Origin of the sequence: Hydrogenoanaerobacterium saccharovorans (assembly GCF_016901815.1) — a bacterium.
Taxonomy (GTDB): Bacteria; Bacillota; Clostridia; order Oscillospirales; family Ruminococcaceae; genus Avimicrobium; species Avimicrobium caecorum.
Genome location: NZ_JACSNR010000004.1, coordinates 1 through 18,798 on the forward strand (window position 1 = coordinate 1; position 18,798 = coordinate 18,798).

Annotated in this window: 19 protein-coding genes and 1 tRNA gene; 6 read left to right on the forward strand and 14 right to left on the reverse strand. The window is 54.6% G+C overall.

Features of this window, described 5'->3' with window-relative positions; genetic code table 11:
• Window positions 1-25: 25 nt before the first annotated feature.
• Window positions 26-101, reverse strand: a tRNA-Val gene (locus tag H9X81_RS04645).
• Window positions 102-299: 198 nt separating this feature from the next.
• Here H9X81_RS04645 and H9X81_RS04650 point away from each other — a divergent pair.
• Window positions 300-506 carry a hypothetical protein gene (locus H9X81_RS04650; protein ID WP_177502161.1) on the forward strand — a complete coding sequence of 69 codons (207 nt, stop codon included), beginning with the start codon at window positions 300-302 and terminating at the stop codon, window positions 504-506.
• 55 nt (window positions 507-561) lie between these two features.
• On the opposite strand, the gene H9X81_RS04655 is transcribed toward H9X81_RS04650, so the two are convergent.
• Window positions 562-2,019, reverse strand: a complete 1,458-nt coding sequence (locus tag H9X81_RS04655) for an MATE family efflux transporter (RefSeq protein WP_177502162.1) — start codon at window positions 2,017-2,019, stop codon at window positions 562-564.
• 99 nt (window positions 2,020-2,118) lie between these two features.
• Window positions 2,119-2,715 (reverse strand): DUF4364 family protein, encoded by a 597-nt coding sequence (locus tag H9X81_RS04660; protein ID WP_191391963.1) that lies wholly within the window; start codon window positions 2,713-2,715, stop codon window positions 2,119-2,121.
• A gap of 157 nt (window positions 2,716-2,872) precedes the next feature.
• Here H9X81_RS04660 and H9X81_RS04665 point away from each other — a divergent pair, with 157 nt between their 5' ends.
• The 3 genes from H9X81_RS04665 (at window position 2,873) to H9X81_RS04675 (ending at window position 4,698) form a co-directional block, all read left to right on the forward strand.
• Window positions 2,873-3,592, forward strand: coding sequence for a TVP38/TMEM64 family protein (locus tag H9X81_RS04665; RefSeq protein ID WP_204720225.1), 720 nt, complete (start codon window positions 2,873-2,875; stop codon window positions 3,590-3,592).
• An 85-nt stretch (window positions 3,593-3,677) separates the two neighbouring features.
• Window positions 3,678-4,016, forward strand: coding sequence for a helix-turn-helix domain-containing protein (locus H9X81_RS04670; RefSeq protein WP_177502165.1), 339 nt, complete (start codon window positions 3,678-3,680; stop codon window positions 4,014-4,016).
• Entirely contained in the window at window positions 3,997-4,698 is a 702-nt protein-coding gene (locus H9X81_RS04675; protein ID WP_204720227.1) for an ImmA/IrrE family metallo-endopeptidase, read from the forward strand. Before H9X81_RS04670 ends, H9X81_RS04675 begins: the two co-directional genes overlap by 20 nt.
• A 321-nt stretch (window positions 4,699-5,019) precedes the next feature.
• Here the strand turns inward: H9X81_RS04675 and H9X81_RS04680 are convergent, their stop codons facing one another.
• The 5 genes from H9X81_RS04680 to H9X81_RS04700 form a co-directional block, all read right to left on the reverse strand.
• Window positions 5,020-5,850, reverse strand: a complete 831-nt coding sequence (locus H9X81_RS04680) for a TPM domain-containing protein (RefSeq protein WP_204720230.1) — start codon at window positions 5,848-5,850, stop codon at window positions 5,020-5,022.
• Complete coding sequence (locus tag H9X81_RS04685) at window positions 5,847-6,908, reverse strand: zinc ribbon domain-containing protein (RefSeq protein ID WP_204720232.1); 1,062 nt, start codon at window positions 6,906-6,908, stop codon at window positions 5,847-5,849. The genes H9X81_RS04680 and H9X81_RS04685 overlap by 4 nt, the downstream gene beginning before the upstream one ends.
• 12 nt (window positions 6,909-6,920) lie before the next feature.
• On the reverse strand, window positions 6,921-8,147 hold the full coding sequence (locus H9X81_RS04690; protein WP_204720234.1) for an SPFH domain-containing protein: 1,227 nt from the start codon (window positions 8,145-8,147) through the stop codon (window positions 6,921-6,923).
• Window positions 8,148-8,163: 16 nt separating this feature from the next.
• Window positions 8,164-8,832 carry a zinc ribbon domain-containing protein gene (locus H9X81_RS04695; protein ID WP_204720236.1) on the reverse strand — a complete coding sequence of 223 codons (669 nt, stop codon included), beginning with the start codon at window positions 8,830-8,832 and terminating at the stop codon, window positions 8,164-8,166.
• 183 nt (window positions 8,833-9,015) lie between these two features.
• Window positions 9,016-11,109 (reverse strand): sodium-translocating pyrophosphatase, encoded by a 2,094-nt coding sequence (locus H9X81_RS04700; RefSeq protein ID WP_177502171.1) that lies wholly within the window; start codon window positions 11,107-11,109, stop codon window positions 9,016-9,018.
• A 328-nt stretch (window positions 11,110-11,437) separates the two neighbouring features.
• Here H9X81_RS04700 and udk point away from each other — a divergent pair, with 328 nt between their 5' ends.
• Together udk and H9X81_RS04710 are read left to right on the forward strand one after the other, a co-directional pair.
• On the forward strand, window positions 11,438-12,076 hold the full coding sequence (gene udk, locus H9X81_RS04705; RefSeq protein WP_177502172.1) for a uridine kinase: 639 nt from the start codon (window positions 11,438-11,440) through the stop codon (window positions 12,074-12,076).
• A gap of 107 nt (window positions 12,077-12,183) precedes the next feature.
• Window positions 12,184-12,915, forward strand: a complete 732-nt coding sequence (locus H9X81_RS04710; RefSeq protein WP_204720238.1) for a hypothetical protein — start codon at window positions 12,184-12,186, stop codon at window positions 12,913-12,915.
• Between the two features lie 65 nt (window positions 12,916-12,980).
• On the opposite strand, the gene H9X81_RS04715 is transcribed toward H9X81_RS04710, so the two are convergent.
• The 6 genes from H9X81_RS04715 to H9X81_RS04740 all read right to left on the reverse strand — a co-directional run bounded on the left by H9X81_RS04715 (window position 12,981) and on the right by H9X81_RS04740 (window position 18,778).
• Complete coding sequence (locus tag H9X81_RS04715; RefSeq protein ID WP_204720240.1) at window positions 12,981-13,589, reverse strand: HAD-IA family hydrolase; 609 nt, start codon at window positions 13,587-13,589, stop codon at window positions 12,981-12,983.
• Window positions 13,590-13,686: 97 nt separating this feature from the next.
• Complete coding sequence (locus H9X81_RS04720; RefSeq protein ID WP_345941524.1) at window positions 13,687-14,721, reverse strand: BMP family lipoprotein; 1,035 nt, start codon at window positions 14,719-14,721, stop codon at window positions 13,687-13,689.
• A gap of 243 nt (window positions 14,722-14,964) precedes the next feature.
• A complete protein-coding gene (locus H9X81_RS04725) occupies window positions 14,965-15,378 on the reverse strand; it encodes a cytidine deaminase (RefSeq protein WP_191391972.1) in 414 nt (137 codons plus the stop codon).
• Between the two features lie 84 nt (window positions 15,379-15,462).
• On the reverse strand, window positions 15,463-16,641 hold the full coding sequence (locus H9X81_RS04730) for a phosphopentomutase (RefSeq protein ID WP_204720242.1): 1,179 nt from the start codon (window positions 16,639-16,641) through the stop codon (window positions 15,463-15,465).
• A gap of 12 nt (window positions 16,642-16,653) precedes the next feature.
• Window positions 16,654-17,355: a purine-nucleoside phosphorylase gene (deoD, locus tag H9X81_RS04735; RefSeq protein WP_177502512.1), complete on the reverse strand. Its 702-nt coding sequence runs from the start codon at window positions 17,353-17,355 to the stop codon at window positions 16,654-16,656.
• Window positions 17,356-17,476: 121 nt separating this feature from the next.
• On the reverse strand, window positions 17,477-18,778 hold the full coding sequence (locus tag H9X81_RS04740; protein ID WP_204720244.1) for a putative glycoside hydrolase: 1,302 nt from the start codon (window positions 18,776-18,778) through the stop codon (window positions 17,477-17,479).
• Between the last annotated feature and the right edge of the window lie 20 nt (window positions 18,779-18,798).

Sequence of the window (18,798 nt, forward strand, 5' to 3'; positions counted from 1 at the left end):
ACCAACTGAACTACCGGGCCATATTTGGTGGGGGCATCAGGGATCGAACCCGAGACCCTCTGCTTGTAAGGCAGATGCTCTCCCAGCTGAGCTATACCCCCATCTTTTGCGCATCGCTTCGAGCTTTTTTGTCTCTCGCTCTCGGCGACATTGATTATTATATCAGCTTATCCCCTCCCTGTCAACACCTTTTTTGAATTTATTTCGCACTTTTTTCAAAAACCTGCATAAATGGCTTCATATCGCGGAAAATAAGCTATGAACAAATCCCTTTTACCGCTATAAAGGAGGTCAAATCCATGAAAAAGCATTCCAAACCCTCTCCCCAGCCCGAACATTGTGAAGGGAATCTCACCCGTCCCGGAACTGCCTCCCAGCTCCATGGCGCCTATGAGTTCCAGGCCATCACACCCAACCACAAGGACGGGCGCACTGCCCCGGATGGCAGTATTCCCCTGGATCAGGTGATCGAAGCCAAGGAGTTCGTTGAAGAGAACCAGAAGTAACCCCATTTGACGCAAATAAAAAAGCTGTGTCAGAGATGACACAGCTTTTGTTTTTTTATTCCTGCTCTGCGGGAGTCTGGTTGACAGGGTCAAACCGGCTGCTCTGCGCCTTCAGACGCTCCACAGCCTTGCCGGCCCACTTGCCGCGGCGGAACCGCAGCAGACAGATCAGGCCACGGAAATTGAGATCCAGGCACATGGCAATCCAGATGCCGGTCAGCCCCATACCCATTACCACAGAGAGGATATAGGACAGCGGAATGCGGATGCCCCACATGCAGCCGGCAGCCATATAGAATGCCCACTTGGAATCGCCGGCGCCACGGAACGAACCCGAGGACACAGTGGATGTAGCCAGCATGGGCTGGGCAAAGGCCTCGATCATCAGGACGCTGGCTCCCAGCGCAATCACTTCCATATCGCTGGAGAAAATGCCCATCAGCTGCTTGGGGAACAGGAACAGCACCAGCCCGCCGAACAGCGCAATGGCAATGGCGACCTTGATACAGGTCTTGCCGTACATCTGCGCCTTATGGATGTCACCGGCGCCCACCGACTGTCCGACCAGGGTGGTGGCAGCATAGGCAATGCCTTCGCCCGGCAGATAGGAGATGGACTCAGCGGTATTGGCGAGGTGGTGCGCTGCCAGCGGCAGAGTGCCCAGTCCGGTAACCAGACGGGTGGAAACCACCTGACCGGAGGCCACAATTGCACGCTCAAACGCAACCGGGGTACCGATACCGATCATGCGCAGGATGATGTTCTTCTGCGGGTGCAGGCAGGTGTGCAGCGGCACCTTGAGCGGATTCTCCCGGATCATAACGGCACTGAACATGAACAGTCCCACGAATGTGTTGGACACAGCAGTACCGAAAGCCGCACCGGAAACGCCCCAACCTGCGCCCCACATGGTGAATTCATGCCCAAACAGGGACAGGGTCCGGGTATCATAGATAAAGAGGAAATTCAGAACGCAGTTGATGAGGTTGCCGGAGATATTCAGAATCATGGGCGTTTTCATATTGCCAAGACTTCGCATCGTGGGCGAAAATACCATCGCCAGGATGGAGAAGGGCACACCCATCAGATAGATGCGCACATAATCCTGTGCCAGCGGAATCACTTCGGGGGCGCCGCCCATCCAGATCGGAATGAACGGAGCGATCATCTGCAGCAGGATTCCTGCCACGATTCCCACGGAAATACAGGTGAATACCGCTGTCCGCACTACATTCCGGGCTCCTTCGATGTCATTGGCGCCGGCTCGCTGGGCAATCTGGACCGAAAAGCCTACGCCCATAGCGCTGAGTATACCGCCGATCAGCCAGACACAGGAGGAGTTGATTCCCACTGCCGCTGTTGCCGACGCACCCAGTACACCTACCATCGCCGTATCCACATAGGTTACAGCGGTGAACATGATCTGTTCAAGGATCGCCGGAAGCGAAAGCCTTAGCACTGTTTTTACCGGCGACTCCTGTCGCCCGATAATACTAATGTTTTTCTCTTGCATAGTTCTCCCTCAACAATAAAAAATTTTTTCAAATGAAAGAGTGCGGCCAAAGACCACACCCTTCAATGCAGATATTAAGCGCTCACAAAGCAAATGCTGTCAGGAACGGGTATGATCCAGAATATCCCGTACCGTATCCTCATCACCGGTGAGCATGGCAATGATTCCTCTATAAAGAAATGCCGGGTCATTGTAAAAATGTTCCCGGATCTGATCGCAGTCACTCTCTTTGGGAACAAACAGCGTCAGACTCATCAAATCACTGCCAATATCAGTGATCCGCAGTGTGATATTGTATCCATCACTGACCTGTTCCACCCTGACTTCATTGTCCCGTTCGATCCGCTGCCGGAGATAATAATCCTGCGCAGCCTTCAGGGTTGTTTCCCGGATGGCTGCCGGCACATCCTTTTCGAACATGGTCGAAGTCTTGATGCCCAGATCGGTAATATAAAAACGCTCCACTCCGTCAATTTCCTTTTTGGAAACAATATGTCCGGAATGCAGCAGCCGGCTGATCTCCTGAGAGTATTCAAAATAATTGGCGATACCCTTGGAACGGAAAACCTCATTGATCTCCGCAAAACTCATACCCCGATGGATATGGTGCAGCAGATAACAGATCAGGATCTTGATCTCCAGCCCTTCCGTAAGACCGCCTGGGCGGACATCAGCCGTAAATGCGTTTCTGTCCACGGCATTCCCTCCTCCCTTTCCATTCTATCATACAACATATTCTGACAAATGAAAAGTATTTATTCTTCGTTTACAAAACGAACTTGAAGAATTTATGTTTTAACTATAAAATAGTAGCAGAATTATAGCAAATAATACAGTCAGGAAGGCGGGTATTATGCAGAAAAATATCAAAAAATATATGCTGGTCCTCCTGGCAGTCCTGCTTGGAGCCCTGCTGACTGTATGTGCCATTCCGGTGGCGCAATGGCTCAGCATCCCGGAAAACCGCAGCCTGGTCTGGCAGAAAATCGACGCCCTCGGTCCCTGGGGCGCTGTGATCTTCCTGGTAATCCAGATCCTCCAGGTGGTGATCGCCTTTATCCCCGGTGAGCCGGTGGAACTGGCAGCCGGACTTCTGTATGGCACCTGGGGTGGCCTGCTGATCTGCCTGACCGGCATTCTGCTCGGCTCCTCCATGATCTTTGCCGTTGTGCGCCGGTTCGGGCGTCCTCTGGTGCAGCGTCTGGTGGATGAGGAGTCCATTCAGAAATATGCCTTCCTCACCGATGCCCGCAAGCTGGACACCCTGATTTTCCTGATGTTCCTGATCCCCGGCACCCCGAAGGATACCCTCAACTACCTCTGTCCTCTCACTTCCATCAGTCCGGTGCGGTTCCTGGTGCTGTCCACCTTTGCACGCATTCCCTCGGTAATATCCTCCACCTTCGCCGGAGCCAACTTCGCTGAGGGCAATCTGCTGGCCTCGGTGATTGTGCTTGGAATCACCAGCGCGGTGGGACTGCTGGGCATCCGTTACGAACATGCGCTCACCGATCACCTCAACCGCTCGGCTGCCCGGTTCCGGGAGCGGATGAACAGCGGAAAACATCAGTAATCTTTATTTTGCTCTTGAATTAGAAAATAATCTATTGTAAAATGAAAGTGTGCAGAGATGCCAGCCACAGAAGGAGAATTATACTATGGATATTGTAGAACGCATTCGCCAGCTTTGCGCCCGGAATGACATCAGCATCGCTGCCCTGGAACGGCAGCTTAACTTCGGCAATGGCACCATCGGTCGATGGAGCACCGCCTCCCCCACTGTGGAACGCCTGGGAAAGGTGGCAGACTACTTCGGGGTCAGCGTGGATTACCTCACCGGACGGGAACAGCAGGAAACTCTGGACAATCTCTATCTGAGCTGCCTGCGGCGGGCCCAGAGCCAGGGCATTGATCCCCGGGATCTTGAGCTGGCTGTCAATACAATTCTGCAGCTAAGAAAGCAGGATGGAATAAAGCATGAGCCAAATCAGAAATAAAGCAGAACTCTATCAGGCTGCGGCAGCGCTCCGCCGACAGCTCTGCCTGCCAGAGCGCTGCACTTCCGGAGCGGTATTTGACCGTATCCAGTCCCAGCCCGGGATTCAGATCGCATTCCTCCCCTTCCAGTCCCCGGCCCTGCGAGGAATGTGCTCCCCTGGCAAGCCAGGGCAGGAGGACATTATCCTGCTGTCCAGCCGCCTTACCGGTCGGGAGCGTGGATTTTATGCCGTCCATGAGTGGCTCCACCTGTGCTGGCATCGGGACGCCAGCAAATCCCCCTTCCTGTGCGGGGAATACCGCTTCCCCCAGCAGGACAGCTTCCTGGAATGGCAGGCCAACGAGGGCGCAGCCGAGATCCTGATGCCATGGCGTCAGGTGGTGGAGCTGGTGCTGGAATGCCCGCCCGATCCCGACAGCCGGGAGAGCCTGATCCGGCTCCGGCTGCGGCTGGCTGACCGGTTCGGGGTCAGTGACCAGATGGCAGCGGTGCGCCTGGAAAGCCTCCGTTATGAGATTGCCTGCGCCCTGGAGGGTCAGAGCCCGGACACCATTGAGCTGCTCTCGGTCCGGGAACAGCAGCGCCGGGGCATCCAGACCCAATCCCTGGAGGAAAAAGCACGGCTCCTCTTTGCCAGGGAACAGGAGTACCACCGGCGGCTCCGGAATATCGATATATAAAACAGAAAGCACAGTCCACCGGGCTGTGCTTTTTATATGCGAAAAAGACACAGAAACTCCTTGTTCCCGCGCCTGTTCTAAGCCGTGCCGCCATCAGACCTGACGAGGGCCGGCTGGTCAGGCGGTTGCTGTCAGAACCCGTCCGAAACCATCTCTCTGTGCTATCCATTCCGGCGAACAGCAGCATGGTTCCGGAGCGATTGCTCTGCGAAACTTGCCTGACAAGGAAAAACTGCAGTCGGATCGCTGTGTCCGCTGCAGTTTTTAGTATAATATAACTATGTAAAGGCCAAATGGTTTACAGGTTAAATCCGCATGAAATCAGAACTTTCTTCTGGAACTGCTGAAGCTGCGTCCCGAAGAGGAGGTTCTGAATCCCGAGGAACCAGACGACCGGCTGGGTGGATTTTTGGGAATATGCCGCACCGAAACGCTCTTGTTGACAAAGACATCCTGGCGGACACTCAGATCCACGGTAGTATTGTTCCGGACGTTGTAAACCGCGTCCCGGACAGGGGTGCCGTACCGCTTTGCCACGAATACATAGACCAGGATAGTACAGGCGCTTCCCGCAACCACTGCCGCCACAAGAAAGACAACGGGATAGCCTCCAAGCGGCTGGTCGTCCGGCGCTGTGTGGGCACCGGTGTACTGTCCGTTCTCGTATTCCCCGCTTACCTCATGGCGCTTGATGACACTGGTGGCCTTCCCCAGCATGGCATGCATACTGTCGGCATACTCGCCGTCAGCCAGCTCATCATAGCCCGCATCGATTACCGTATCCAGGTCGGTATTCAGCAGCACATACTTGGTTTCACCCGAAGCGCAGGCAACAACGTCCCGGGTCTCCATATTGATATACAGAATCACACCGCTGCGGTTGCTGCCAAGGCCAAAGCCGTTGGCATCATAGAAGTCCTGGGCCCGGAGCTCCGGGTCATTGACGCTGCCGTCCTGTTCGGTGAGAATGACTGCATCCGCCTGTACATCCGCCTGGAACTGTTCGATGCGCTTCTCCAGCTCTGCTTCCTCCGCATCGGTGAAGATGTCAGCGTTATCGAAAACATGCTGTTCCGGCTCTGCGCCCCAGGCCGGAGTCAGACAGAGGGTCATCACAAACACTGCCGCAAAGGCCGAAATCAGACGCTTCATATCAACAGCCCTCCGATCATCAGAAGAACAGCTGCAATACCCAGGCCAGCCAGCACTGCATCGCGAAGCAGTTTTTTCCGGTCAAGGGGCAGAATACCTGCCACCTTGCCGGTCTGTCCATTCATGGAATAGTAGTACTTTTTCTGGTCAGCTCCTGTATAGACAAAAGCCCAGACCGGAAACAGCGCATACTGATAGTCCTTGCGCTTGACATCCGAATCCAGCGAGGAATTGTAGACCGAATCATATCCTGTCACTGTGTCCCGCAGAAGATTTTCGGTATATTTATGGATGTCGTCCTGGAAAACCGGCTCCAGCGCATCGGTCTCCAAATTCCGGATCTCCGCCCGGAAGCCGGAAAGATAGGGCATCTTGAACGGAATTGCCTCCAGAACCCGGTAAGGCATAACGCCATCCGCCAGTTCCCGGCCCTCACTGTCCAGTGCACAGTGGGTCAGATCCTCAAAATGCAGATCGCCCTGGCGATGGATGCGGTAAACAGAGGTTTCGGTGTACTCATTGCGGCTGTCCCGCCAGACACGGACCCGATTGGCATTGGCTGTGTAGTTTGCCGATGTATCGCAGTCCAGCACCCAGTAGGGATAGTAAACCCCCATGAAGTACTCGGTCTTGCCGGTGTCGAAGTATCCTTTGGGCACATAGCGCTTTTTCGCCACCCATTCATAGAACCGGCGCTCTGCCTCTTCCCGGGTGAATGCAAAGGGGATCACACGGTCAGGATGGAACTCTCCCTGCAGGCGGCCCTCCAGCACCACCGGACTGTGACAGTACAGGCAGCTGGTCGCCGCTGTTGTTTCAGTAGTGACGATCTGAGCGCCGCAGCTCGGGCAGGTGTAGAGAACTGCTGTCTCCTCTTTCCCCTCTTCCTCCGCCGGCTCCTGCACGATCGTCTGCTCGCTGCTCTGGGCCGGTTCATACTTCTGCAGCTCCTCCTCCGAGAAGGAAGAACCGCAGAAAGAGCACTCAAACTTCTGGCTCTCCGGTGAAAATTCCAACGGAGCGCCGCAGTTTGGACATTTATAGGCTACAACTGCCATATACGGCCTCCTTTATTCCACTTTGGTACCGCAGTTCGGGCAGAATTTAGCATTGGGGGACAGCTTTTCGCCGCAGTTTGTGCAGAACCGTGCTGTGGGACGGCCCTTGCCGCAATTCGGACAGAACTTGCCGCCATGGTTCTTGGAGCCGCACTCACAGGTCCAGTCCTCTGCCGATGCAGCCGGGGCCTCCTGCTTGGGGGCATCAGCCGGTTCAGCAGGAGCAGCTGGACGGGCCGCGGCCTCCCGCTGAGCCTGGTTGGCCTGGGAAGCAGCGCCGACAAAGCTGCCGCCGGCATTCATTCCAAGGCCCATGCCCATAAAGCCTGCCATACTGCCGGCAGAGTTGGAACCAGCAGCCTCCAGACCACGGGCAACCGAGCCCTGGACATAGCCTTCCCGGACATTGGGATCGCTGAGCATAGCACCCTGGTTGCGCATATTGATGAGCTTCTGGCTCTCCTCCGAGTAAGACAGGCCAGCCAGACCCACCGATACCACTTCCATACCGCGCAGATCCTTCCAGTCATCGTCCAGAATATCAGCCATGTAACGGGAGAGCTCCATGTTCTTGGAAGTCACATGAGAGATCCGCACGCCGTCAGCCGACATCTGGTTGATGGCTGCCTGGAGCGCACCCAGGAATTCCGACAGATACTGCTCATTGATGTCGGAGATGTCCACATGCTCCGCGTTCTTGGGAATGGCTTCGGTATAGAACTTGATGGGGTCCACTACCTTGATGGAATAGGTGCCGAATGCCCGCAGGAACAGTTCCGAATTGTAGAAGGAGTCAAAGTAGTTGACCGGATTGGTGGTGCCGAACTTGATGCCCTTGATCTCCTGCAGATTGACATAAAAGACCTTCTGGGCATAGGGAGTTGTGCCGCCAAAGCGCACACGGTTAAAGGATTCCTTGACCGAATCCCCCAGATCGCCATTGAAGAGCGATGGCTCTGAGGAATTGTTGACGGTGTAGTAACCCTCCTCGGCGGTATAATCAACGATTTTGCCGCCATCTACCAGCAGCATGAACTGATTGGGATATACATGGATCACCGAACCGTTGGATACAACGGCAGAGGTCCGCTTGGTGTTGGAGTTGCGCTCTCCCTGGCGCATCTGCACACCGGCAGTAAATACTGTACGGTCACTCATCTGATCCGGTTCGATCACTTCCAGCCACTGATCCGCCAGTGCGCCGCTTACTGCGTCTGTTACCGCACGAATGATTCCCATATACTGTCATTCCTTTCTATTTATCAAATTCATAGATCTTGTCAAAAGACCAGGCATAGTGATTGACTTCCTGTACTGCGGTTCCGCAGAACTCGCAGACCTTGCTCCCCAGTGAGCGGATGGGGGCTCCGCAGTTGGGGCAGGTCATGCTGAATGCCGCATCCAGCTGATGCTCCTGTGCCGCTCCAGCATCCTGCACATAGAGCAGTTCAACATTGTACCGGGTCTGCTTTTGCTCCGCTTCCCCATCGCCGATCCGCAGCATATATCCTACCGCGCTCTGGAACACAACTCTGCACTCCCCATCCTGCTTCCGGTAGTCAGCCAGCTCGGTCTGATGCAGCCGGACCTCCGAATAGGCATGCGGTGTGCCATCCGCCCGCTGGTGGGTGATCTCCTGGCGCACCTGTTCCAGCAGTGCCGGGGACCGTTCGCTGAGCCGCTCCGGCTGTTTCTGTGTGATCGCCGTAAAATAGGAAAGAAGCAGGGTTTCCGCTCTGGCCTTGAATTCCGAATAGGAAAACTCCGGGAAGTCCTCCGCGATCTGCGGCAGGATCAGACGGGTCATGCCGCAGACAGAGCAAGGCGTTTCCTTGCGCATCTCCCGGGCTGCCTCCCCGATCTTCATCGCCTGCAATATTGCGCTGGTCTGGCGTGTCCAGTTCCGGAACGCCTTAATCAACATAATCAGCAATGCAGCAATAAAAGCAAAAGCCAACATTTTTACATAATCCAAGCGATCACCTGCCGTTCTTTCTTCATATATCCCTATTATACGGTAATTTACTGCTTTCGTCCATAATGAAATTGGAAGTCCGGATATAAAAAAGAAACCCCCGGGAAAACCGGAGGTTTCTTTCAGAGCAATTTACTTGATCAGGCCGAAGTTTACTACAACAGCAGCAAGTACGATGGAAACGATGGACAGCAGCTTGATCAGAATGTTGATAGCCGGACCGGAAGTATCCTTGAAGGGGTCACCAACGGTATCGCCTACAACAGCAGCCTTGTGGTTCTCGCTGCCCTTGCCGCCCAGGTTGCCAGCCTCGATGTGCTTCTTGGCGTTATCCCAAGCACCACCGGCGTTGGACATCATAACAGCCAGAGCAAAACCAGTTACAGTAGAACCAGCCAGCATACCGGTTACACCCTTGACGCCCAGGATCAGACCAACTACCAGAGGAGCTACTACAGCCAGGATTGCCGGAGGAACCATTTCCTTCTGAGCAGACTTGGTGCAGAGGTCTACGCAGCTTGCGTAGTCAGGCTCAGCAGTACCTTCCATCAGGCCAGGGATCTCCTTGAACTGACGGCGTACTTCCTTAACAACGCTCTGTGCAGCAGTACCTACCGACTCCATGGTGAAGGCAGCAAATACGAAGGGCAGCATACCGCCGATGAAAGTACCAATCAGTACAGGCGGGTTCATGATGCTCAGATCGAAGTTGTAATCGGGAGAAATCAGCTTGACCTGATCGATGTAGGAAGCGATCAGAGCCAGAGCAGTCAGAGCTGCGGAACCGATGGCAAAGCCCTTACCGGTAGCAGCAGTGGTGTTGCCCAGGGAGTCCAGAGCATCGGTACGGTCACGAACTTCCTCACCCAGGCCAGCCATCTCGGCAATACCGCCAGCGTTATCGGCAACAGGGCCGTAAGCATCAGTAGCCAGAGTGATACCCAGAGTGGACAGCATACCAACAGCAGACAGAGCAATACCGAACAGACCGGCATTGTAGTCAGCTGCACCACCAGATACATAGAAGCTGATGATTACGGAAACGCTGACGATGATAACAGGGATAAAGGTAGAAATCATACCCAGAGACAGACCGCTGATAATAACGGTTGCGGGACCGGTTACAGAAGTGCCAGCCAGCTTCTGGGTGGGCTTGTAGGTATCCGAAGTGTAGTACTCGGTGAAGTAACCGATCAGGATACCAGCAACCAGACCGCTGATGATTGCACCGTACAGGCCGATGTAATCCATGCCCAGGGTGAAGTAGATCAGAGCAAAAGCACCGATGGCAACCAGAGCGCCAGCGATGTAGGTACCTCTTCTCAGAGCGCTGAGCAGCTGCTTCTGGGAAGCGTCCTCATTGGTCTTAACGAAGAAGGAACCGATGATGGAAGCGAAGATACCGATGGCAGCCAGAGCCATGGGCAGAGCCATACCGGTGAAGCCGAAGCCGGCAGATACAGCCAGAGCAGCAGCAGACAGACGAGCGCCCGAGTAGGACTCGTACAGGTCAGCACCCATACCGGCAACGTCGCCGACGTTATCACCAACGTTATCAGCGATAACAGCGGGGTTACGCGGGTCATCTTCCGGAATGCCAGCCTCTACCTTACCAACCAGGTCAGCGCCGACGTCGGCAGCCTTGGTGAAGATACCGCCGCCAACACGGGCAAACAGAGCCATAGCGGAAGCCCCCATACCGAAGGTAACCATAGCGGAAGCGATCATCTGAGCCTGCTGGTCAACCGGCAGAGCCGAGTAGTAGAACCGCAGGAAGTAGTACCACAGAGAGGTTTCCAGCATACCCAGACCTACTACAGTAAAGCCCATTACAGCACCGGCAGAGAAGGCTACCTTCAGGCCGGAGTTCAGGCTATGCTGAGCAGCATTGGCAGTTCTGGCATTGGCATTGGTGGCAATGCGCATGCCCAGGAATCCGGAAAGACCGGAGAAGAAGCCGCCTACTACAAAGGCCACAGGCACGAATACGTTGACCAGACCGGCAAAGACCAGGGCAACCAGAACCACGCCCATGATTACGAAGAAGACAGATACACCCTTGTACTGTCTCTTCAGGTAAGCGTTGGCACCGCTGCGGATCGAAGCTGCGATCTTCTTCATCAGATCTGTACCCTCGCTCTGAGCCATTACTCTCCGGGAGAGAATGAACGCATAAGCGAGCGCAGCCACGGCACCGATCGGGGCCAGAATCATCAAATCGAACATTTTTTACGCTCCTTACTTATGTTTACTTTCCTGCTGCAGGACAGAATCCACCCCACTGCAGAATCTAACATTCATATATTAAACAATTGTGTCTTTATTGTCAATCAAGTTTTGCCGTAATTGCACAGAGTGCATTTTTTCTTGTATATTTTGGTCATTTTCCCAGAAGTTTTTGTTAATATGTTGTTCATATTTCTAATCCCAGTCTGGGAATTTTCTGTGGTTACCGGCTTGTCCTCCCGATTCGATCTGTGTTATAATTTTTAGTTGGAAATCGGCGATTTTTGCCGATCAGGATCGAAATTTTCCTTCATGGAGGTTCATTGCTATGAAAACTATTGTCATCGGAATCGCCGGCGGTTCCGGATCGGGTAAAACCACTCTGGCCCACAAGCTGAAAGACGCCCTGGGCGATGACATTGTCCTGCTCTGCCACGACTTTTACTACAAAGCCCATGATGATATGCCGTTTGAGGAACGGCAGAAGCTCAATTTCGACCATCCGGATGCATTCGATACCGACCTGCTGATCGAGGATATCCGTGCCCTCAAGCGCGGGGAAAGCATCCTCCACCCCATCTACTCCTTTACAGAACATACCCGTCTTCCCCAGCGTGTCCGGGTTGATCCGGCCCGGGTCGTGATCGTGGAAGGCATCCTGATCTTCGAAAACCAGCAGCTCCGGGACGAAATGGATATTAAGGTATTCGTGGATACCGATGCGGATATCCGCCTGATCCGCCGGCTGCTCCGGGATGTCAAGGAGCGGGGCCGTACCCTGGATTCGGTGGTCAGCCAGTATATGAATACTGTAAAGCCCATGCATGAGCAGTTTGTGGAGCCCAGCAAGAAGAATGTGGACATCATCATTCCTGAGGGCGGACTCAATGCTGTGGCTCTGCAGATGCTGCTGCGTCAGATCCAGCACTTCCTGCGGGAAACCGAATCCGAATCGGATGCTATGTAAATGTTTCGTGCTTCATTTGTAAACATTTTTCTTGCGTATACTCTTTTCCCCGAAAAAATGTTACAATAGCCATATCAATATTCTGTATGGAAACGGGAGTGTCCCTGATGAAAAAGCTGACGGCAGCTGTTCTTGCAGCTGCACTGACCCTTGGCTGTGCCTCCACAGCCTTTGCCAATGAGGCGATTGATGATGCCATTGAGCTCAATCAGTATAACTTCGAAGAGAAGGAAGCTGTATCCGGCCGGTTTCTGAACCTGCTGGCCAGTTACCCCGGTGAAACCGCCACCTGGCAGACTGAGGATTATGCCTTCACCTTCCGCAGTGAAGATGTGCCGGAAGAACTGGACGACCGCTCTTCTGTCAATCTGCATATGGAGCGCATCAAGGACCGCCTCTCCATCTATGACAAGGCCGTGGGCCGGGATACCCCCAAATATGTATTCAAAACCGAGGCGGAATCCTTCAAGGTTCCCTTTGAAATGGCCATCCGGGAAAGCAACTTCATGCCGGGTTCCACTGTATACATTTACCGCCTGGACAGCAGTACCTGGGATCAGGGCACCCAGACCAATGTATTCTCCGCCGTCAAGAAGGATGTGGTCGTTGCTGAGAATGGCGACATCTCCTTCCCCATGACCGAAGGCGGCACCTATCTGGTATCTGCCAAGCCGGTGGTCAGCCATGAGGGCGAACTGGAGGAGATGCTCTTCCAGGTGGAATATGAGCAGCGCGGCGATTACGACGAACTGCTCACCTACCTCAAGGATGACCCCAACGGCTACTTCACCAACCTCTGGGAAGCTCCCGGACATGTTGCGGCAGAAGACGAAGACTAACAGAAAAGACCGGCAGCAAAGCTGTCGGTCTTTTTTTGCAGCCAAATTTCCGGATAGTCTGGAAGTCACCTGGCAAGCGCCGCTTCCAGCTGTGCCTGGAACCGGGGAAAATCTCTGGCCTCATCATCAAAAAGCAGAGTCCTGATACCCATCTGTTCCGGAACAATCAGATTTTTCCCGGCGTTGTCAATAAAAACGCACTCCTCAGGCCGGAGGTCCAGCCGCTCCAGGACATAGTCAAAGATCCGCCGGTCTGTCTTGCCGGACCCCAGCTCAGCAGACACCGCCACAGCATCAAAGAGATCATCCAGGTTATTGCATTCCAGGATTGTCCGGATGCGGTCGCTTTTGTTGTCAGTCACCAGGGCGATCCGGTATTCTGTCCGGAGCTGTCTGAGCAGGCAGAGCATATCCGCATCCAGCTCGGTGGCCCGGAAAGAATCCGTCAGGAGCTGATAGTCCAGACTCTGCCCCAGTGCCTCGCAGAAGGCAGGCCAGATCTCCGCATGGGTCATTTCACCCAGCAGCAGCGCCTGATTGTATCTCCGGTAACAGATTCTTACCTGTTCTGCCGGAAGTCCGCACCGCTTCGCGATATATTTCGTGATGGCTGCGGAACCTGTTTTCTCGATGGTCAGTACCCCATCAAAATCAAAGAGAACCGCCTTGATCACTCTTCTTCTCCCCTTTCTCACAACCGGGAACCTGCTTACTGCATAAAAAATCCCTCCCAGTAATCTGGGAGGGATTTTTGGATGCGAAGGGGATATCTTATGCGTTCAGCTCAGCGATGAAGGCATTGTAGGTTTCCTCATCGTAAGGAACTACGATCTCGCCGCTGATGATCTTCTCTTCGATTGCAGCAGTCTTTTCCAGGATATCAGCCGGAACATTCTTGTCCGAAGTAGGAGCAATACCTACACAGCCATCAGCAGTGGTGAACTCCTGAGTAGTGCCGCCCAGGTTCTCACCATTCATAACCTTCTCGGTTACGATCTGGATAGCCTTGCCTACACGCTTAACAGCAGAGGTCAGAACATGATCGGGGTCCAGATCATACTGGTCACGGTCAACACCGATTACCCACTTGTCCTTCTCGCCGGCAGCAGCAATAACGCCGTTACCAACATTACCAGCAGCATGGAATACGATGTCGCAGCTGTCGTACATCTTCAGAGCGATTGCCTTACCGATAGCGGCATCCGAGAAGCTGTTGGCATACTGAACGTCAACATTGATCTCCTTGCCCAGCTCCTTGGCAGCATAGGCAACACCTGCACGGTAGCCATAGTCGAACTGGTCAATGGTGGGGCTCTTCTGACCGCCTACGAAGCCGACATTGTTGGTCTCAGTCATCAGACCGGCAATGTAACCTACCTCGAAGGAAGGCTCCTGAGCCTTGAACAGTACACCGATGGTGTTGGGCTGGGGGTTCTCAGGATAGTTGGAGTCAACAATGGCATAGATCTTGTCGGGGTTCTTCTTGGCAGCATCTTCGATAGCGTCTGCCATCATGTAACCGATACCCCAGATCAGCTTGATGTTCTCATCATCCGAGAAGCGATCCAGATTGGGAGTGTAATCAGACTCGTCCGTGGATTCCAGGTACTGAGCCTGAACCTTGCCGGCCTCAACCATCTCAGTGATGCCTTCCCAGGCGGACTGGTTGAAGGACTGGTCGTTGACACCGCCGACATCGGTTACCATGGCGATGGAGTAGAGATCCTCGCTGGAACCGCTGTTGTCCGCTGTGCTGCTGTTGTCAGAACTGCCGGAGCAGGCTGCCAGAGACAGCATCAGGGACATTGCAAGTACTGTGCTTAAAAACTTTTTCATTTTAAGACTTCCCCTTTTCTTCTTACACGCCGCCTTTTGGGAAAGGCAGCTGGTAACATATTTGCAACTCCAGTATAAAACATACGACGCTTTCCTGCAACAGAAAGTTTACATTTTCCGGATTTTTGAATACAAAATCGGCAATTTGTTTTAATACCTTCCACAGGGATACAGTACTTTCAACAAGATGAAAGAAACTTCAAAGCAGCTTCGTTAAAGAGATAACGGAGTAAATGCCTGGGGCAGCAGGTCTCCCAGGGTATACACCTCATAATCCTCCGGGCTGCGGGCCACAATGACCGGGAAGTCCATGGGACAGAATTCTGCAAGCACCTGACGGCAGACACCGCAGGGGAACGCAGTATGTGCCAGCGGGCTCTGCTCCCCTTCGGGGCCTCCGGCGATGGCGATGGCGGCAAACTCCCGCTCCCCCTCCGAAATCGCCTTGAATACCGCTGTGCGCTCCGCGCAGTTGGTCGGGCCATAGGAACAGCTCTCCACATTGCAGCCGCGGTAGATGGTCCCGCTTTTGCCGAGCAGTGCCGCTCCCACCAGGAACCGTGAATAGGGCGCATAGGCAAATTCCCGGGCCTTCAGCGCCTCCTCAATGAGCTTGGGATAATCCATATCGGTTTCCTCCTTCAGATTGGTTCCGGCTGTCCTGTGCCGGGCAAAAACAGCAGGGCCGGTGAACCGACCCTGTCTGCTTCATTATTTCTCGGTGCAGATCTCCTTCAGGAAGCTCTGACCATCGGTCCGGTTTTCCAGGCCAAAATACTCCAGAACCGTAGCGCCAATATCCGCAAAGGTGGTGCGGGTGCCAAGATTGGCGCCGGGACGGATCTTTTTGCTCCAGGCCAGCATGGGAGTGTACTCCCGGGAGTGGTCGGTGCTGGGGGTGCTCGGGTCACAGCCATGATCCGCTGTGATGATGAGCAGGTCATCCTCCCCCATCTGCTCCATAAACTTCGGCAGAGCCTGGTCAAACTCCATCAGCGCACGGGCATAACCCGGTGCGTCATTGCGATGCCCATAGACCATATCAAAGTCCACCAGATTCACAAAGCAGATGCCCTCAAAGTCATTCTCCATGAGGTCAAGGGTCTTGGCGATGCCGTCGGTGTTGTTCTGGGTGCGGATCTGCTGGGTGATGCCGCTGCCGGCAAAGATGTCCGAGATCTTGCCGACACCGATGCACTCATATCCGGCGTCTTCCAGGTTGTTGAGCATGGTGGCACGGGGCGGCTGCAGCGAGTAGTCATGCCGGCGGGCAGTACGGGTGTAGTTCGGGTACTCGCCCACAAACGGACGGGCAATCACCCGGCCCACCGCATAGTCGCCAGTGAGCATTTCCCGGGCCAGTTCGCAATCATGGTAGAGCTCCTCAATGGGGACAATATCCTCATGGGCTGCCACCTGGAACACACTGTCCGCCGAGGTGTAAACCATCAGCGCACCGGTTTCCACATGCTCCCGGCCATAGTCCAGCAGCAGCTGGGTGCCCGAATAGGGCTTATTGCAGATTACCTTCCGCCCGGTGAGCTTCTCGAAGTTCCGGATGATCTCCGGCGGGAAGCCGTCCGGGAAGGTGGGCAGCGGCTTCGGCGATACAACACCGGCGATCTCCCAGTGACCGATGGTGGTATCCTTGCCCATGCTGGCTTCCCGCATCCGTCCGAAGGCGCCGATGGGCGCGGCTTCCGGCTCGGTCCAGTCCATGCCGTCAATGTTGAACAGTCCCAGGCGGCGCAGGTTGGGCAGATTCGCTCCGGCCTCCACAGCGGCACGGACGGTATTGCTCCCTTCATCGCCGAACTGGGCGGCATCCGGGGCTTCCCCGATGCCGACGCTGTCCAGTACAATCAGAAACAGTCTTCTGTTATCCTCCATGTGCTTCCCTCCTTATTCCGCAATCTCCAGAGCGATTTCCATCATCTGGGTAAAGGAATTCTGACGCTCCTCCGCCGTGGTCTCCTCCCCGGTGAAGGGATTATCCGAGATCGTCAGCAGGCAGAGGGCATTCTTACCAGTACGGGCGGCATTCATATACAGGGCTGCCGACTCCATCTCCACAGCAAGGACGCCCATCTTGCGCCAGTCGCCCAGGGAACCGGCGTCATCATAGAAGGTATCGCTGGAGAAGACATTGCCCACCTTATAGCTTACCCCTGCGGCCTTGGCGGCATTGACTGCCTTTTCCAGCAGACCATAGCTTGCAATGGGCGCAAAGGTGCCGGGCAGGCGGTACTGCATGGCATAATTGGAGTTGGTGCAGGCGCCCATACCGATGACAATATCCCGGATATGGACATCTTCAGCGATGGCTCCGGCGGAACCGATGCGGATGATATTTTCCACGCCGTACAGGGTGTAGAGCTCATGGGAATAGATTCCGATGGACGGGATGCCCATGCCGCTGCCCTGCACCGACACGCGCTTGCCCTTGTAATAACCGGTAAAGCCCAGCATATTGCGGACTGTGTTGTAGCAGGTCACATCGGTGAGATAGTGCTCCGCAATATATTTGGCCCGCAGGGGATCTCCGGGCATGAGAACGGTTTTCGCGATATCGCCCATCTGAGCGGCATTATGTGGTGTTGGCATAAAAATACCTCCTGTCAGTGTCTGTATTGTACTTTCATTGTACCACAGAGATGCTCTTTTTTCCACAGAAAACAGCATACAAAAAAGCCGCCTGGCTGTTCCAGACGGCTTCTGTGCGGTTTTATTCACCAAAGACGATGCTGTAATTGCCGTCAGGGCTGTACAGCAGGTAGCTCTCATAGCCGCTCTCCTGCGCTGCCCGGATCTGGGAATCCACATCTTCCCCGGTATAGGTCTTGTTTTTCAGCGAACTCAGTGTGCCGGAAGTATAGCTCTGCAGCAGCACGGTCACTTCGTCCGAAAGCAGCTTATCCTTGCAGGCTGCCAGTGCCGCCTGTACGGTGGCATAGGGGTCCAGTGCCGGGGCTTCCAGCACCAGCTCCCCGGAGCTGTACGCATTGCCGAAGGAAGCCGGCATCACGCCCAGCACCACGCCGCATCGGGTGAGCTGGAACGGATCTGAGCCATACTGCCCACTGGAAGAGCTCAGCAGGGTCGGCGCCGACAGATACACAGCAGTCTCACCGCCTGCCTCCCGGACACGGGTATCCACGCTCTCGATGAAGTCCCCCAGCACAGCGGATTTATTCTCCTCGGTGAGCTCCTGCCCGTAATCCGCCATCTCCAGCGAATAGCCGGACGGGAACTGCACGCAGTCCAGAATCACCTGCTTTACCCCCTTGCCCACGGCTTCTGCCGCAAGGTCCGAGATATAGCTCTGGGCATACTCATTCACCGGGTTGAGCCAGGCTTTACCGCCCATGGCAGCCGAGTTATCCAGCCAGGCCCATTCTGTGCCCTGATAGTGCACCGCTGCCTCCAGTTTTGCCGAAGCTGCCAACGGGTCCTTGAAGGCATAGATCCTGCCGATGGGGGTGATCCCGGCGGCTTCCATCTCCGCAGTCACCTGGCTGAGATCCACCGCCGAGGCGGACTGGGAACCCAGCTCCGCAGCCTGCGACAGCGAGCTCTGATAGGTCAGGTAACCCTTGTCGTTCTTGAGATCAAAGAAGATGGCATTGATCCCATTGGAAGCACAGGCCTGGATAAACTGACTGCGCTGGGTGCTGTCCAGCAGAATGGATTCGGGCATATACACCCCATGCAGCTGAACGGCTTCCACCGCTTCCGGCTGGGACTGGGAGGATTCGGTTTCGCTCTCCTCCCCGCCGCCGAACAGCCCTGAGAGGAATCCATCCGATTCCGACTCGGGTTCAGACGGCTGTTCCGCTGTGGATACCGGTTCCTTTTCCTGACCGATCCCCATGACAAACTGATAGACCGGCTCATACAGGAACCAGCCTGCCGCAATCAGCACAGCCAGTGCCGCAGCGGAAGCTCCCAGCTTGAAAAACGGAGAAGAGGTCACACTGCCCCGGTAAATATTGTGATAGCGTTTTACTTTACGCTGTTTCCTAAACATCTTGCTCACTCCTTGCGAAG